The sequence below is a fragment of the Dyella acidiphila genome, from assembly GCF_014863405.1.
Classification (GTDB): Bacteria; Pseudomonadota; Gammaproteobacteria; order Xanthomonadales; family Rhodanobacteraceae; genus Dyella_B; species Dyella_B acidiphila.
The window spans coordinates 154,694-171,761 of sequence record NZ_JACZZA010000004.1 but is presented as its reverse complement, the minus strand read 5'-3'; the positions used below and the strand labels follow the sequence as shown (position 1 = coordinate 171,761).

Annotated in this window: 9 protein-coding genes; 1 reads left to right on the top strand and 8 read right to left on the bottom strand. The window is 65.6% G+C overall.

What is annotated here, in order from left to right:
* Nucleotides 1–75 precede the first annotated feature (75 nt).
* From IGX34_RS09035 to hrpA, 7 genes are all read right to left on the bottom strand, one after another.
* On the bottom strand, nucleotides 76–1,200 hold the full coding sequence (locus tag IGX34_RS09035) for a prephenate dehydrogenase (RefSeq protein ID WP_192555392.1): 1,125 nt from the start codon (nucleotides 1,198–1,200) through the stop codon (nucleotides 76–78).
* 3 nt (nucleotides 1,201–1,203) lie between these two features.
* A complete protein-coding gene (locus IGX34_RS09030) occupies nucleotides 1,204–1,701 on the bottom strand; it encodes a tetratricopeptide repeat protein (protein WP_338015442.1) in 498 nt (165 codons plus the stop codon).
* Between the two features lie 41 nt (nucleotides 1,702–1,742).
* Complete coding sequence (gene mrcB / locus IGX34_RS09025) at nucleotides 1,743–4,070, bottom strand: penicillin-binding protein 1B (protein WP_192555390.1); 2,328 nt, start codon at nucleotides 4,068–4,070, stop codon at nucleotides 1,743–1,745.
* Nucleotides 4,071–4,231: 161 nt separating this feature from the next.
* The gene (locus IGX34_RS09020; RefSeq protein WP_192555389.1) at nucleotides 4,232–5,059 is read right to left on the bottom strand and encodes an SDR family oxidoreductase; all 828 of its coding nucleotides are present in this window, start codon (nucleotides 5,057–5,059) and stop codon (nucleotides 4,232–4,234) included.
* Nucleotides 5,056–6,780, bottom strand: coding sequence for a tetratricopeptide repeat protein (locus IGX34_RS09015; protein ID WP_192555388.1), 1,725 nt, complete (start codon nucleotides 6,778–6,780; stop codon nucleotides 5,056–5,058). The genes IGX34_RS09020 and IGX34_RS09015 overlap by 4 nt, the downstream gene beginning before the upstream one ends.
* A 107-nt stretch (nucleotides 6,781–6,887) precedes the next feature.
* Nucleotides 6,888–9,014, bottom strand: coding sequence for a RelA/SpoT family protein (locus IGX34_RS09010; RefSeq protein WP_192555387.1), 2,127 nt, complete (start codon nucleotides 9,012–9,014; stop codon nucleotides 6,888–6,890).
* A gap of 132 nt (nucleotides 9,015–9,146) precedes the next feature.
* Nucleotides 9,147–13,229 (bottom strand): ATP-dependent RNA helicase HrpA, encoded by a 4,083-nt coding sequence (hrpA, locus tag IGX34_RS09005; protein ID WP_192555386.1) that lies wholly within the window; start codon nucleotides 13,227–13,229, stop codon nucleotides 9,147–9,149.
* 110 nt (nucleotides 13,230–13,339) lie between these two features.
* Here hrpA and IGX34_RS09000 point away from each other — a divergent pair, with 110 nt between their 5' ends.
* Nucleotides 13,340–13,807: a Dps family protein gene (locus IGX34_RS09000; protein ID WP_192555385.1), complete on the top strand. Its 468-nt coding sequence runs from the start codon at nucleotides 13,340–13,342 to the stop codon at nucleotides 13,805–13,807.
* Between the two features lie 49 nt (nucleotides 13,808–13,856).
* Here IGX34_RS09000 and IGX34_RS08995 read toward each other — a convergent pair whose 3' ends face one another.
* Complete coding sequence (locus IGX34_RS08995) at nucleotides 13,857–16,931, bottom strand: TonB-dependent receptor domain-containing protein (protein WP_192555384.1); 3,075 nt, start codon at nucleotides 16,929–16,931, stop codon at nucleotides 13,857–13,859.
* Nucleotides 16,932–17,068 lie beyond the last annotated feature (137 nt).

The following is a 17,068-nucleotide window of genomic DNA, read 5'->3' as shown; positions in this document are numbered from 1 at the left end:
TTCACCCTTGCGCAAAGGCCGCGATGGATTCGGGCCTGCGCCGAAATCACGGCAAGGGATGATGAAGCCACTTCATCAAGCGATGCCAGACGCTTCCAGTACACGGCCAATACCTTCCGCCTCGATCGCGCGCACCGCATCCTGCAATGCCGTGGCATCGCCATCGCGACTCACGCCGATGCGGAACAGCAATTCGCCGTCCGCACTGCGCGAGGAATGGATCGAATCGAGATTGATGCCGCGCTGTTCGAACACCGACAACAAGGCGCGTAGCGAACCGGGCCGATCCAGCGGCAGGAACACGCTGATGAAACGCGGCTCGCGCAAATCCGCCAGCAGATAGCCGAGGCGTTCGAAGGCATAGCTGCCTTCGGCCACCGATTGCTTGCCGGCATAGTCGCGGCTGCGTTCCAGCAACTGCTCGCGCAGCTGGTCGCGCGCCACGTTGTCGCCGCGCCAGACCAGGTCACACAGTTTGTCCAGCTGCGCCGACATGCGTTCCAGCATCGGCGCCACATGCGGATTGTCGAACTGGATGTCCTGATAAATCGCCGGGTTGCTCGCCAGCATGCGCCGCATCACCGCCATATCCAGCTCATAGCCGACCGACGCGAACGGACGGATCGCATCCAGTCCGCCGACATCCGGCGCCAGCTCGCGCAGTACCGCACCCTGCACCATATGCGAGGCATGCACCATGCCCTGCACCAGCGCCATCACACGATCGTGCTGTTCGGCTTCGGCACGCACGCAATCGGCTTCGCTGGCAGCAAGGAATGCTTCCAGCCACGGACGCCAGGCATCCAGTCGCGCCTCGCACACCACCATCGCGCGCCCGCGCAAGGTGGCCGACTTCGGCGCGGCGCTCATCGGATGCAGACCCACCACTTCAGCCTGCGAACTGAGCATCGCCGCCACCGGCGCAGCCTTGATCGAGGTGATATCCAGCCACAGCTGGCCACGCTCGATGCCGGCCGCGATGTCGGCGTAATGACGGATTACCTCGGGGGTCTGGCGGATCGGTGCGCAGAACACCAGCACATCGACTTCTTCCAGCAGTGCACGCTCGGAAAGCGCGGTGTCACCGACCGGATCGCGGCCCCATACCTGCAGCCCCATGCGCTGCTCGAAAAAACGACGTAGCCAGCGCCCGTACGCGCCCTGGCTGCCGACCAGCCCGATCCGTGGCGAGACAGGCATAGATCAGAAGCGCTGGATGCCGGCTTCGCGGCAATCTTCGACACTCTTGCTGGCCGCCGCGACGCCGGCAGTGTCGTTCACGCGCTGGCGCAACTCGACCATGGTCTGCCAGTTGCGCGCGCACAGCGGGCCCTGTTTGGAACCGAGCGACCAGGATTGCTGCGCCAGTTTCGCAGCCAGGTCGTAATTGCTCATATAGACCGCCAGTTCGGCGCGATCCTGCAGCACGTCCGGCGAATCGGGCACGCGCTTGAGCGCCATCTCCAGCTTCGCCGCAGCAGCATCGAACTGACCGTTGCGCTCGTCATTGCGTGCACCTTCCTGCAGCGACGTGACACCCGGATCGACCAGCGGGTGCACGTTGATCACCGATTTGTCGCGCTGCCCGGCAGCCTGGATCTCGGCCACCATCGCGGCATTGGATTTGCCCGTAGGCCGGGGCGCTTCGGGCGCCGGCTGGCTGCATGCGGCAAGCAATACGCCCGCGACAACGGCAGGCACAAGCGGAAGGACACGAAGCGGACGGGACAGCATGGGCGTTCTCAGTTGTTAGCGGGCGTGGCACCGGCGGGCGTCGAAGCGCTGGACCCGGAGCCGAACAGATTACCTACCTTTTGCCAGAAACACCCCTCCGAATCGCTGGACAGCGAGCCGGCGATCACCGGCACCTGCTTGGCGCCCTCGCAGCCGGGGTCGCTGCGGCGGCCGTCGGACGGGTTGATCCAGGCCATTTCCAGCCCCTCGCCCGGCGCAGCCGAGAGCGGCGTGGTGGGCAGCTTGCGGAACAGCTCCTGCCAGGCGCGCAGCGCACCGGTGGCGCCGAACAGGTGGCTGGGCTTGTTGTCGTCGCGGCCCATCCAGAACACGCCCAGGCGGTCGCCGGTGAAGCCGGCGAACCAGCTGTCGCGCAGCTCGTTGCTGGTGCCGGTCTTGCCGGCCACATGCAGCGCGGCCAGGCTGGACTCGGCCAGCGTGTGCGCAGTGCCGTAAATCGCCACTTGCTGCATGGCCCAGGTCACCAGTCGCACCGCCGGCTGGTATTCGCCCTGCCCGCTCTGCACTTCATAGCGCTTGATGGTATGGCCGCTGCCGTCCATGACGCCGCTGACCGCCAGCAAGGGCAGCGCATGGCCATCGGAAGCCAGATATTGATAAAGCTGCGCCACCTGCACCGGCGCCAGGTCGATCGCGCCGATCAGCAGCGACGGGCCCGGCTGGATCGAGGTCAGCCCGAACGAATCCAGGAACGCCTTGATTCGCGGCACGCCCACTTCCAGGCCCATGTGGATGGTGGCCAGGTTCCAGGAATAGGCCAGCGCATCGACCATCGGCACCATGCCGTGGCTCTGGTTGTCGTCGTTATGCGGCGTCCACGGCGTACCGTCGGGCTGGCGCATGCTGATCGGCGAATCGTCCAGCTGGGTGGCCAGGTTCCAGCGGCCCGGCTGGGTCAGCGCCACCAGATACACGAACGGCTTGATGGTGGAACCGATCGGCCGTTGCGCATCCAGCGCGCGGTTGAAGCCCTGGTCGCCGGCGACCTTGCTGCCGACTACCGCCAGCACGCTGCCGGTTTTCGAATCGGTGATCACCGCAGCCGCCTGGGTATCGTCGCCGCGCTTGCCCAGGCCCTTGATGGTGGTGTCGATAGCCTGCTCGGTATACAGCTGCGTAGCGGGATCGAGCGTGGTGAAGATCGACAGGTTGCCCTGGCGCAAGGTGTCTTCGTCGAAGTCGTTGGTGATCTGTGCGCGCACCAGCTGCATGAAGGCCGGGAAGCGGTCATGCGGCAGCTGGCCGTCGGTGATCACGCCCAGCGGCGTGCCCTGTGCGGCGCGCACCTGCTCCTGTGTCAGCAGGCCGGTACTGGCGAATTGATCGAGCACCAGGTTGCGCCGGGCCAGCGCGCGATCAGGAAAACGGCGCGGATCGAACTGACTCGGCCCCTTCACCAGGCCGACCAGCATGGCGATCTCCTGCGGGCGCAGATATTCCAGGCGGCGCCCGAAATAAAACTCCGACGCCGCCGCGAAACCGCGCACCGCCTGATTGCCCTGCTGACCCAGAAAGACCTCGTTGATGTAGGCGTCGAGAATGCGCGACTTGTCGTAATGCATTTCCAGCAGGATCGACATCAGCGCTTCGTTCAACTTGCGCCCCATGGTCTGGTCGCGGCTGAGAAACAGATTGCGCACCAGCTGCTGGGTCAGCGTGGAAGCGCCCTGCACGGTGTGTCCGGCGCGCAGGTCGGCAAAGGCGGCACGCAGGATGGCGGTGAAATCCACGCCGATATGATGTTTGAAGTCGCGGTCTTCCACCGCCTGCAAACCACTGACCAGCAGCGGCGGCACGTCGCTGAGCTGCACGATGCTGCGGTCTTCCTGCTTGGCGCCGTACACCGTGGCGATGCGCGCCGGATCCAGATGCGCTTCCTGCAATGGCTTTTCGCTGGCCAGGTCGGTCACCGACTGCACCATGCCCGCACCCAGCACCACGCGGATGTGCTTGGGTAATTCGCCGCCGTCGGGACCGGCGTAGCCGCGCGAAGAAACGTAGTACGTGCTGCCGCGCTTGGCCCAGCTGCCCGGCACATCGCCGTGGCCATCGGTGACATAGCCGGCGAAGGTCAGCTCCACTTCCAGCGTGCCCGGCGTCATCGGCACACCGGGCGCCAGCCGCAGCGGCTGCGAATACACGCGCGTAGGCACGGCGAACACCAGTTCGTTGAAGCGGTCCTGCACACGCTTGTTCATGATCAGCGAATACGGCAGGACGAAACCAAACAGCAGGCCGGTACAAATCCAGAAAGGAATGCGTAGCCATGGCCAGCAGGCACCGGCGATCGATCGAATTCGGCTCAGAAAGTCCAACGTGGGAACGTCCGGTAGAGGCGGGGTTCAGGGATCATAGGGCGCCCTACCCGGCGCCCGGATGAACGCGGCTGGGGGAAAAGTGGCGCGGGGCGGGCGCGCGGCGGCGGCGTTTGTGGCGATGCGATCCACTCCCTCCGCCGCAGCATGTGAATGGAAGATCAGGTCCAGCAATCGGCATCCGGCCGGAAGGGCCGCGGATGCACACCCAGCAGGTCGGTCATTTGCGCATTGTCGGCGACCAGGTCCGTCTCCATCCGCCCCAACGGGCCGCGCAGGCGCGCTACGCCACGCCGCGCCAGCCGCAGCGACCAGGCTGGAATGGGCAACGGCAGTGTGTCGACCGGCAGACTGCGGCGCACGCGCGCAAACATTTCGCCCAGCGGCAGGCATTCACCGCCGCCGATCGGCAGGATCTTCATCGCGGCGGCAGCCGTATCCAGCGCCGCCAGCGCTGCCAGCGCCAGATCCTGGGCATGCACGGGCTGGCGCAGGCCACCGCCGGCCGGCAGCGGGAACACGCGCAGGCGCATCGCGCGGCGGGCAATCGGCGTGAGGCTTTTATCCAGCCCGGCCCCATAGATCAATGTGGGCCGCAGCACCGTCCAGTCGCTGCCATGGCGTGCGCAGGCCGCCACCAGGGTCTGCTCGCCATCGCGCAGCATTTGCGCAAGCTCGCGCTCGGCCGGGACCTCCGAATCGCGCTTGCTGTCGGCACTCATCGAACTGGTGGCGATCACCCGCGGCGCATGCGGCAAATGCGCACCGGCCAGCCAGTCGGCAAACGGCTGCAGCGGACCGAAACTGAAAATGGCGGAGATGCCATCGATCGCCGGCACCCAGGGCAGTTGCCCGGAGAGCCATTCCACGCCGGCGATCGGCGCACGCGGCGCGCGGCTGAGCGCAACCACCGGTTCATCGCGGGCCGCCAGCATCGGTAACAGGTAATGCCCGATCTGGCCGCTGCCCCCAAAGACGAGTACGGTCATCCACCGCCCTGCATGCGCACAGTGAGCTGCTGCACGCGTTGATCGCTGGGCGACAGCTTGCGCGCCTGCTCCAGCGATTGCGCCGCGTTGTTGCGGTCGCCGCTGTCGAGCTGCTGTTCGGCCTGATCGGTCCAGCCGTCGACCAGGCGCTGGCGCATCGGCAGCAAGCTGGCGTCGCCGGGCGACAGGCCCGACAGCGCATCGAGCAAATTGGCCGCCTTGACCAGGTTGCCGCCGCTGAGCGAACGGTTGAATTCCTGCCGCACCAGGCCCGGCAGATCCTGCAGGCCCGACAAGGCCGCCTGATCGTTGCCGTCGATGGCGAGCGCACCGCGATACAAGTCATAAGCGCAATCGCCCGGCGGCGACATGATGTCGCCGCGCTGCGCGGCGGCACGCGCGCGCTGCACCATGGTGGCGACCTGCAATTGCTGCTGCGGACTCAGCGTGACTTGCGGCGGCGGGGTGTTGTCGTCCTGGCTGGCTGCCGCGCCTGCAGGAGCAGCGGCGGCGGCCGGTGCCTTGTTCGGCGCCGGCTGGGTGGTGCTCAGGCGCGCACGCGCCGCGATCAGGTCGGCCGAACCCGGTGTAAGGCCGCCGGCTTGATCGAGCAACTGTCGCGCACGTTCCGTGTCGCCACCGTCCAGTGCCGCATTGGCCTGCACGATCAAGGCTTCGGCCACCTGCCCCAGGCCGGCCTTGGCTTGGGCATTGTCAGGGTCGATGGTCAGCGCGGTCTTGAAATGCGCCAGTGCGGTATCGGTGCCATCGCCGGCAATACGGCCCGCACGCAACGCGTCGTTGCCCTGGCTGATCGCATCGGTGAGCGTGGTGCTGTTCTGCGTCTGCAAGGCCGACAAGGAGGCACGCAAGGTCGGCAATTGCGCGTAATTGGGCAATAGCGCGGCCAGGTGATCGACGCCCACCGACGCGTTCACCGCATCCTTGGCATCGAGCGATTTCTGGATCTGCGCCGCCATCGCTTCGCCGACCTGGTCCATGCCGTGGCGTGCCACCGCGTTGTCCGGATCGGCCGCCAGCACGCGCTGATACAAAGCAGCCGCACCATCCGGGCCATCCAGCTTGCCGCTGCTCAGCGCCTGCTGCGCCTGGTTGATCAAGTTGCCGGTCTGGCCGCTGGATACCTGCGCCTTGGCGATCGCCTGAGTCAGGCGATCCACGTCGCTGCCGCCGCCAAGCAATTCGCGTGCATTGGTCAGCGCCTGCTGTGCCTCGTCGATCTTGCCGGTCTGCAGGGCGGTATCCGCGCGCGAAATTTCTGCGCGGCCGACATCGTTGAGGCCCTGGCGCGCCGCATCGTTGTCCGGCTCCAGGGCACGTGCCGCTTCGAACAGCTCACGTGCGCTGGTGCCGTCGGTGCCGTCCAGATGTCCTTGCTGCAAGGCTGCCTGCGCGCGATGCAGCACATCGTCGAAGTCGGTGCGCGGCACCAGTCCGCGCAGGCTGTTCTGGTTGAACCACAGCCCCGCGATCACCGCCAGCAGCGCCACGATCAACACCGGCATCAGCCAGCCGCGCCGGGGCTTGCGCTTGCTGCGGCCCGACGGCGAATTGCGCCGATAGCCCGGCTCGACATTCATCGGCGGCAAGCCGTCGTTCGGCGCGGGCGCCGGACGCGGCTTGTCCAGGTGGTCCAGGTCACCCAGCTTGGGTTCGGTACGGCCGTTGGAAGGCTCGCGCGGGTCGTTGGTTCCGCTCATGGCTCAAGACGTGGCAGTCAAGGGGCGCAGCTTAACATTGCGCCCCTGGGGCGCGCCGGGGGCAGGATGTTGCGTTCAACTGGCGGCCAGGGCTTGGCGCCGGGCGGCTAGCCGGCGCCCACCCGCCGGGTTTCCACCACATTCGGCAGGGCGGTGAGACGGTCGAGCAGGCTGGAGAGCTGCTCGAAATCGCGTACGCGCAAGGTGTAGCGCATCTCCACCTCGCCGGTGCGCGCAAACAGCCGGCTGGAGGAGGCGATGATGCCGACGTTGGCATTGCTGATCACGCCGACCACATCTTTCTGCAGCCCTTTGCGGTCGTAGCCGTTGAGCTGGATGGTCACTTCATAGGCCTGCGCGGCCGCCTGCCCCCAGCTCACCTCGATCACCCGGTCCGGATCGCGCCGCGCCAGCCGCGCCAGGCTGGCGCAGTTGGCGCGGTGCACGGACACGCCGCGGGTGCGCGTGATAAAGCCGCGCACCGGATCGCCCGGCAGTGGCTGGCAGCAGCGCGCCAGCACGGTGAGCAGATTGCCGACGCCTTCGATGCTGATCGCACTGTGGTCGAAGACCGTAGGCCGTGCCGTGGGCAGCGGCTCGCCGGGCGGTTCCGGCGGCTGCTGCGATTCCTGCAGCACGCGCGCCACCTGGCCCGGGCTGATCTCGCCCAGCGCCAGGGCGATCAGCACTTCGTCATGCGTTTGCAGATTGAACAGCGCCGGCAGCCTGGCCAGATCCATGTCGGGAATCGCCAGGCGCTTCAGCTCGCGCTCGAACAGCGCGCGGCCGGCGGCCAGATTCGCCTCGTGCGCACTGCGCCGGAACCAGGCGCGCACCTTGTCGCGCGCACGGCTGGTATTGAGATAGCCGTGATGCACGGACAGCCAGTCGCGGCTGGGCTCGGCCGCCTTGGCGGTGAGGATCTCCACCCGGTCGCCGCTGTGCGGCTGATAGGTCAGCGGCACGATGCGTCCATTGACCTTGGCGCCGCGGCAGCGATGACCTACTTCGGTATGCACGTGATAGGCGAAATCCAGCACGGTGGCGCCATGCGGCAGGTCCACCACTTCGCCGCGCGGCGTCAGCACGTAGACGCGGTCTTCCAGCAGTTCGGTCTGCAGATCGGCGGCCAGTTCGCCATCGTCGTTGCGCGGCTCCAGCAGCTTGCGCATCCAGGCGATCTTCGCCTCGAAATCCGCATCGCCGCTGCCGCCTTCCTTGTAGCGCCAGTGCGCCGCCACGCCCAGCTCGTTGGCGCGATGCATCTCGTGCGTGCGGATCTGCACTTCCAGGGTCTTGCCGTGCGGCCCGATCACCGCCGTATGCAGCGAGCGGTAGCCGTTGCTCTTGGGGCGCGCCACATAGTCGTCGAATTCGCCTGGCAGATGCGGCCACAGCGCATGCACCACGCCGAGCGCGCCATAGCAGTCGGCCACGCTGCCAACCAGGATGCGCACCGCGCGGATGTCGTAGAGATCGGAAAACTCCAGCGCCTTGCGCTGCATTTTTTTCCAGATCGAATAGATGTGCTTGGGGCGTCCGGCCAGATCGGCGCGAATCTCGCCCGCCTGCAGCGCACGGCCCAGATCCGCCAGCGCTTCGCGGATGAAGTTCTCGCGGTCGCCGCGGCGTTCGTCCAGCAGCTTGGCGATGCGCTTGTAGGTGTCGGGCTGCAAGTAGCGGAAGGCGAGATCTTCCAGCTCCCATTTCAGCTGCCAGATACCGAGGCGGTTGGCCAGCGGGGAGTGGATGTCGCGGGTAAGCCGCGCCAGTTCCTGCCGCTCGCTTTCCGGCAAGGTGCTGGCCGCGCGCATGCGCGCCAGCTGGCGCGCCAGCAGTACGAACACCACGCGCAGATCGCGGATGATCGCCAGCAGCAAGCGGCGCAGACCTTCCGAACCGCCCTCCGGCGGCCGTTGCGCGTGCAAGTGCCACACCCGTTCCGCCGCCACCTGGCCGGCGACCAGCCGCTGCAGTTCTTCCGGCAACGAGGCAGCGCGCTGCTCCCACACCAGCGGATGGATGCGCGCGACTTCAAACCAGAGTGCGGCGGCCTGGGTCTGCGCATCGCAGCCGAGCATGGCCAGCAGGTCGAGCACATCGCCGCATTCGCGCTCGTTCACGCCGTTTTGCGCACACACTTCCAGCGCTTCGGCCAGCACCGGCGGCAGCGCACCGGCACGTGCCTGCCACGCCGCCAGGTGTCCCGCAGCAGTGGTGGTGGCATGGACCATGGCGTGGCGATTTCCCTGTGAACCAGGGACGCAGCATAACGCGGCAGGTTGGGTCAGCGCAGCGTAACCCAACGATGCTTGCCTGCTCCGATGCAGATTTGTTGGGTTACGCTGCGCTAACCCAACCTACGGTTATGGCTTGACGGTCTGGAGCGCCTTCGCCAGGCGCTTGGCCGACACCGGCTCGGGCGTCTTCAGCTCCTGCGCGAACAGCGACACGCGCCACTCCTCGATCAGCCAGCGCAGCTCATCCAATTCCGCGGCGGCGGCCGCGCGATGATTGAGGTATTCCCGCCAATACGGCAGTACCTGCAGCATGCGCTGCTGGTCCTTGGTCGGATCCTGGCGCAGGCGTTCGGCGCGCAGGCGCATCGCTTTCAGATAGCGCGGAAAGTGCGCCAGCCGCGCGGTGGCCAGTTCACGCAAGAAGCCGGGCTCGAGCATGGCATCGAGCTGCTCGCGCAGATCGTCGTAGCTGGCGCGCGCGAAACCGAGCAAGGGCGGCTGCAGCCACGGCTTCAGCTCGGCCTGCGCCTCGATGATCGGCTCAGCCAGCTTCAGGCGTTCCACCGCGGCGGCGAACAGTTCGCGCGCGGCATGCGTACGCAGCGCTTCGAACGTGCCGGCGCTGCGCACGTTCAGATCCTGGCTGGCCAGCATATCGATGAAGCCGCCCTCGACCAGATCCTCGCGCAGACCATCGACGCTGCCGATCGGCGCGTATTTCAGCGACAGCGCGCTGGCGATCGGCAGGCGCCGGCGCGCCTGTTTCATATCGCTGGCCAGTGCATGGCGCAGCAGCCGTTCCACACCTTTGAGATGCGCCGCCCTGGCTTCGTCGCGGCGCTCGAACACGCGCAAGGCAACGGCGTCGCCCAGATCGACCAGCGCAGGAAACGCCAGCAAGCCGCCTTCGGAACGCACCTGCTCGGGAATTTCCTCGAAGTCCCAACTGGTGACATCTTCGCGCGTCAGCTCGATATCGGTTTTGCGCGAGAACGCTTCGCGTGCCTGCCCTTCCCACTGTCCGCGCAGCACGGAAAGATCGCGGCCAGTGGCCAGGGTGCGGCCTTTTTCATCGTGCAAGCGATAGCGCATCGCGAAATGCGGCGCGAGCTCGACCGGCATGAAATCGGCGGCGTCGACCGCCACGCCGGTGGTGCGGCGCAGGAATGCCGCAAGGGCCTTGGTCAGCGGCTCGTCGCGCGGCGCTTCCGCCTCGACGAAGGCGCGCGCGAAATCCGGCGCAGGCACGAAGTTGCGGCGCAGCGCCTTGGGCAGGCCGCGGATCAGCTCGGCGACTTTTTCGCCCAGCAGACCAGGCACCAGCCATTCGCAGCGTGCGGCCGACAGTGCGTTGAGCATCGCCAACGGCAGATGCAGGGTCACGCCATCGGCATCGTCGCCCGGCACAAAGCGGTATTCGAGCCGGTAGCGTTGCGGCGGCAGCTCCAGCGAAGCAGGAAAGGCCCGCGGATCCAGTCCCGCGCCACCTACCATCACGTCATCGATCGACCAGCGCAACGCCGCCTGCTCGGCCGGTCGCGCGTTGCGATACCACGCATCCAGCGCGCGGCTACCGGCGATCTCCTGGGGCAGCTTGCCGCGGAAAAAATCGACCAGCTCATCTTCATGGCGGATCAATCCTTCGCGCCGCTGGCGTGCCTCGATACCCTGTGCATCTTCCAGCACGCGCTGATTGGCGCGCACGAAATCGGCGCGCGCCTCGAGATCGCAGCGTACCAGCGCCTCGCGCAGGAAGATCTCGTGCGCCTGTGCCGGGTCCTGTTGCTGGAAGGTCACCGGCCGGCGCTCCACCAGCACCAGCCCGAACAGGGTTACCTGCTCGTACGCCACTACCGTGCCGCGCTTGCGCGACCAGTGCGCATCGCGGCAGCTGCTGCGCAACAGATGCGCCGCCTGCTGCTCGATCCACAGCGGTTCGATGCGCGCACACATCATGCCCCACACGCGGCCGCCGATATCCAGGATCTGCGCGGCGAACACCCAGTTCGGCGGCGTCTTGGCCAATGCCGAGCCGGGGAATATCTGGAAGCGGCGCTCGCGGGTACCGCGGTAGATGCCTTTTTCGTCCTTGTGGCCGACTTGCGTGGGCAGGCCGGCAAGCAGGCTGCGATGCACCGATTCGTAGGTTCGTTCCGCCTCGGATTCACTCCGTTGCCCCTCAGGGGAGATGGCTGGAGTGAGGGGCTGGGGCTTGCGGGAAGGTGGTTCTGTGCGGCTTTTTTTGGGGTTTGTTTCCCGCGCGTTTGCAGATCTGCGCGAGGCTGTCCCCTCACCCCGGCCCTCTCCCCGGAGGGGAGAGGGAGAAGGGGCAGGCGCCGCAGCATCGAGCTTCCACCCAAGCTCCTGCACCACCAGCAACAACTGCCGGTGCAGTTCGCGCCATTCGCGCATGCGCAGGAAACTCAAAAAATGTCGCGAGCACCAGTCGCGCAATTTCGACTGTGTCAGGTCCTCATGCGCCGTGTCGTATTCACGCCACAGGTTCAATACGCCAACCAGATCGGACTTGGGATCGGCAAACGCCGCATGCGCCTGGTCCGCCTGCTGCCGCGCATCGGCCGGCCGCTCGCGCGGATCCTGGATGCTGAGAAAGGCCACGATCACCAGCAGTTCGCGCAGGCTGCCGAGCTGTTGCGCTTCCACCAGCATGCGCGCCAGTTGCACGTCGATCGGCAGGCGCGCCAGCGTGCGGCCGGTGGCGGTGAGCTGGCGCCGTTCGTCGATCGCGCCGATTTCGCTCAGGCGGCGATAGCCATCGGCGACCACGCGCGGATCGGGCGCTTCCAGGAACGGAAACTCATCCACCTCACCCAGCTGCAGCGACAGCATGCGCAGAATCACATTGGCCAGCGAGGAACGCAGCAGTTCCGGATCGGTGTAGGCGGCACGCGCGGCGAAATCGGCCTCGTCGTAGAGGCGATAGCAGATGCCGGGTCCGACGCGGCCGCAGCGGCCCTTGCGCTGGTTCGCCGCGGCCTGCGATACCGGCTCCACATGCAGGCGTTCGAGCTGGCTGCGCTGGCTGTAGCGCTTCACGCGCGCCGTGCCGGTATCGATCACGTAGCGGATGCGCGGCACCGTCAGCGAGGTTTCGGCCACGTTGGTGGCCAGCACCACGCGGCGCTTGGTGCCGGGCTTGAACACCCGATCCTGATCGGTCGCCGACAGGCGCGCGTACAGCGGCAGGATTTCCGTTTCGCGGTACTGCCGGCGCGACAGCAGCAGATGCGCGTCGCGGATCTCACGCTCGCCTGGCATGAATACCAGCACGTCGCCGCGTGGATCGTCGTGACTGATTTCGTCCAGCACCGCGGCCACATGCTCGGCGCTGCCCTGCTGCAATTCGCCGCTGCGCTGGTTGCGCCGCGCCTGCACTTCGTCGACCGAACGCCAGCGCACGTCCACCGGATAGGCGCGCCCTTCCACCGAGATCACCGGCGCACCGTTGAAATGCTCGGCAAAGCGCGCGGTATCGATGGTGGCCGAGGTCACGATGATCTTCAGCTCCGGCCGCTTGACCGCCAGGCGCTTCAGATAACCGAGCAGGAAATCGATATTGAGGCTGCGCTCGTGCGCCTCGTCGATGATCAGCGTGTCGTAGGCAGACAGCCACGGATCGCCCTGGGTTTCGGCCAGCAGGATGCCGTCGGTCATGAACTTGATCAGGCTGTGCTCGGAAACCTGGTCGTTGAAGCGCACCTGGAAACCGACCTTGTCGCCCAACTGCGTATCGAGTTCTTCGGCCACGCGGCGCGCCACCGAACGCGCCGCCAGGCGGCGCGGCTGGGTGCAGCCGATCAGGCCGGCTTCGCCGCGGCCGGCAGCCAGGCACAGCTTGGGTAGCTGGGTGGTCTTGCCCGAACCGGTCTCGCCGGCGATCACCACCACCTGATGTTCGCCGATCAGCTTGACGATCTCTTCCGCGCGCGCGGTGATCGGCAGCGATTCGTCCAGCCGGATCGGCGGCTTGCTCTGGACACGCCGCTGCCGGCGCTCGGCCGAAGCGGCGATATCGCTGGCCAGCGCCTGCAGTTTTTTCGCATCCGGACGTCGCGACAGATGGCGCCAGCGGCCGAGCAGACGGCCGAAATCGCGGCTGCAAACGCCGTCCAGCGCGGTGCGCAGCGCGCGCAGGCCGGGCTCCGGCGCGACGGAAGGAGAGGAGGTGTTGGGCTTCGTATCGTTCATGCAGCTGTACATGATAGCTGGTGGCTATCACCGGCATGTGCAATGCCCATTTCCCCTGTCCTGCGCGGCTCGGTAAGCTCGCAAGCCGAACCCTAGGAAGGAGTACCCGCATGGCCACCAGCATCGGCATCGCCAAGAAGGATCGCGAAGCCATCGCCAAACAGCTGTCCAAGCTGCTGGCAGATACCTACTCGCTCTATCTGAAGACGCACAGCTTCCACTGGAACGTCACCGGCCCGCATTTCAACAGCCTGCACAGCATGTTCCAGACGCAGTACAACGCGCTGTGGCTGGCCGCCGACGAGATCGCCGAGCGCATCCGCGTGCTCGACGTATTCGCACCCGGCTCCTACAGCCAGTTTGGCAAGCTCACCACCATCAAGGAAGAACCCGGCGTGCCGGATTGGAAAGACATGATCGAGCAGTTGGTGGCCGGCCATGAAATCGCCGCCGCCACCTCGCGCGCCGCGATCAAGGTGGCCGACGCTGCCGGCGACGAAGGCAGCGCCGACATGGTCACCGGCCGCCTGAAGGATCACGAAAAGACCGCGTGGATGCTGCGCTCGCTGCTCAAGTAAGCGCCCGTGCGACGCCCCTCCTCCAACGGGGAGGGGCGCGCAGCCAGCCTCAGAACTTCTGCGTATAGCGCAGATAGACAAACCGCCCGAAGTCGTAGGACGCGTTGTAGGCGTATTGCGAATCGACGGTGATCGGGCCGCTGGAGGTAAAGCCGCCGTAGAAATACGGCCCGGTGCGGTTGAAGATATTGTTGACGCCCAGCGCGATCGTGCCGTGCCACGGCGCATTCCAGTACACCTGCAGGTCGTTCATCGTGACCGACGGAATCTGCGTCATCGGCGTCACTCCGGAGCCCGGCAGATAGTAGTTCGGCAGGGTGCAGGGGAAGGCCGAGAACTGCTCGTTGTAGCAGGGATCCTTGAGCGGCGAGAAATAGCGCAGCGTCCACTGCGCACCCCAGTTCTGGTACTGCCAGCCCAATGTCACGTTGGAACGCATGCGCCAGTAGCCGCCGAAGCCGTTGTTGTAGCTGACCGGCACGCCGGCATACTGCTCGCTGTTGTTGTGCGTGTAGTAGGTGCTGTTGGAGTCGATCTTGAACTGGCCGAACGAGAATTTCGGCAGCGTGTACGACAAGCCCAGGTCATAGCCGGCCACATCCATCCAACCCTGGTTCTCCTCGCCGAAGAACATGCTGCTGACCTGGTAATCGTCCGCCGCGGTGCGCTGGAACCGGCTGCAATCGGCGGTGATGCCCAGCTCGTAGCAATTATTGAGCACTTCGTTCGGGCTGACCGTGGAGATCACGTTGCGCACGATGTAGTGAAAATGATCCAGCGTGATGTTGAAGCCGGACAGGTAGCTCGGACTGTAGACAATGCCGATCTGCGAGCTCTTGGACGTCTCCGGCCGCAGATTGGGATTGCCGCCGCTGGTAAACGGCGCGTATTGCGGCGTGCCGCCCGGCGACACCACCGGCGTGCCGGGCGATTGCTCCTGCATGAAGCCGGCGGGGAATTCCGTGCCCAGGCTCTGTCCGCTGCCGCCCACCGCTGCGTTGAGCGCCGCCTGATTCAGCGCCGGCTGGCCGCCGACGCCACTGGCGCAGTTCTTGGCGACGGCCGTGTTGTAGCGTGCCAGGCCGTACACCACGTCGCACGGATCGTTATAGAACGGATAGGTGGTGGAGATGCCGCCATACAGATCGCCGACCGTCGGCGCGCGGAAGCCGGTGCCGTAGCTGCCGCGCACCATCAGGTCGTCGATCGGCTTCCAGGTGATCTTGAACTGCCGGTTGTTGGTGCCGCCGAAATTGCTGTAATGCGAGAAACGATCGGCAACATCCAGGCTCAGAGATTGCACCAGCGGCAGATCCTTGAGCAGCGGCACATTCAGTTCGAGCCAGGTCTCGTTGACGCCGAAGCCGCCGGCCGTGGGCGCACCGGCAAGGTTGGTGGTCAGGCCCTCCGATGACGGCACATCGGGCGTGTCGTAGCCGGACACCGAGCGGTGCGAAGCGCCGATCGCAAAGGTCAGGTCGCCGGCGGGCAATTCGAGAATGTCGCCGCTGAAATCCACCTGCGGTCCTTTTTCCGAACTGCCGTAGTGCTCATAGCCGTTGACCAGGATGTAGTTGAGCATGGCCGGGCTGTAGCGCCCCGCCAGCACATTCAACGGCACGCAGCCGGCGATGACATTGCCCGGCGTACCGCACTCCACGCTGCCGTTGGCGGCCTGGAAGGAAGGCCCCAATGCGTTGAACAGGTTCGGCAGGGAGAAGTTGCCGGTTTCCAGGATCGTGCCTTCGTAGCGGGTGTCGTAGTAATACGCATCCCAGTTGAACAGGTGTTCGCCGATGCTGAAGTTGCCTTCCACGCCCAGGCTGATGCGGAAGTTCTCCACCTTGTTCATCGACAGGCGCGGCACCTCCGCCACGATGCGCTGGAACTGCAGATCGGTAGGCGTCTGGCCCGGCGCATTGGTCGGGTTGTAGTAGCTGTATTGCGACAGCTCCATGCCGGTGTACTGCGGATACTGCTGCGAGAACAGCGCCGCGGAAGACAGCGGAAAGCCCGCCAGCTCATCCGTATTGCCCTGCTCGTTGTAACTGGCGGTGAAATCCGCGGTGAGGTTCTTGAGAATGTCGTAGTGCCCCTGCACGAACAGGTTCTTCATGTTCGTGGCGCTGAGCAAGGTGTTCTCAGGATTGGGGTTGTAGTAATCGCCGGGATTGGTCACCACGCCGTTGTTCAACGAGGTCGGCCCCTGCACCGGGTGAAAATCGTTGATGTTCTGCGTATTTCCGCCCTGGTTGAGCACATACCACTGGTTGTTCAGATTGAACTGGCCTTGCGTGCCCAGGGATGCCCAGCCGTTGTAGGGGAAGTTGGCGGTCAGCGGATACGCGCTGTACGGCCGGTCGCCCGCATCGATCGCATCCTGCTTCTGGTATTGCGCGGTAAACAAGATCGAGCCGCGCGTATAGGTCTTGCCGAAGGTCACCGCATACTGGCCCTGGTCGCCGTCGCCGCCGGGCATGTAGCGGCCGTTATAGGTGTCCAGTTCGCCGCCGTTGAAATCCTTCTTGGTGACGATGTTCACCACCCCGGCGATCGCGTCCGAACCGTAGATCGCCGACGCACCGTCAGCCAGTACATCGATGTGATCGATGATCGAGGCCGGAATGGTGTCCAGGTTGGTAAAGCCGTCGAACGACGTACCCAGGCGCTTGCCGTCCAGCAATACCAGCGTGCGTTGCGCGCCGAGATTGCGCAGGTCGACAAAGGTGCCGCCCACATCCGGACCCGCTTCGTCAGGATCGGATTTGCTGATATCCGGCGCGGAAGCCGAGCTGAGGTTCTGCAGGAACTGGCCCACGGTGGCAAAGCCCTGGCGCTGGATATCCTGCTGCGAAATGGTCACCACCGGCTGCGCCAGTTCCACGTCGACACTGCGGATCAGCGAGCCGGTAACGGTGACGGTTTTCAGCGTCTTGGTTTGCGTCTGGTCGCTGGCGCTCGGCGCCTGTGCGCTTTGCGCGGCGGCGGTGGATGGCGCAGCGTTTCCCGACGATTGCGTAGTGGCGTTCGATGCGGTGGATTGAGCGTGTACGCCGGCGCCGAGAGTTCCTGCAAGCGTGCTGCAGATCAAGACGTACAACAGTTTCCGCTGTTGCGACTTCATGACGTGCCTCCATTGTCAGTTTCGCGCAAGCGTTACGCCGCCCACGCCAATACACCGGATTCAAAAATCCAGTCGGCCATGAATCCGATGTCCTCCCCCACTACGAAGATAGACACAGCGCGCAGCAACGAGTAGTG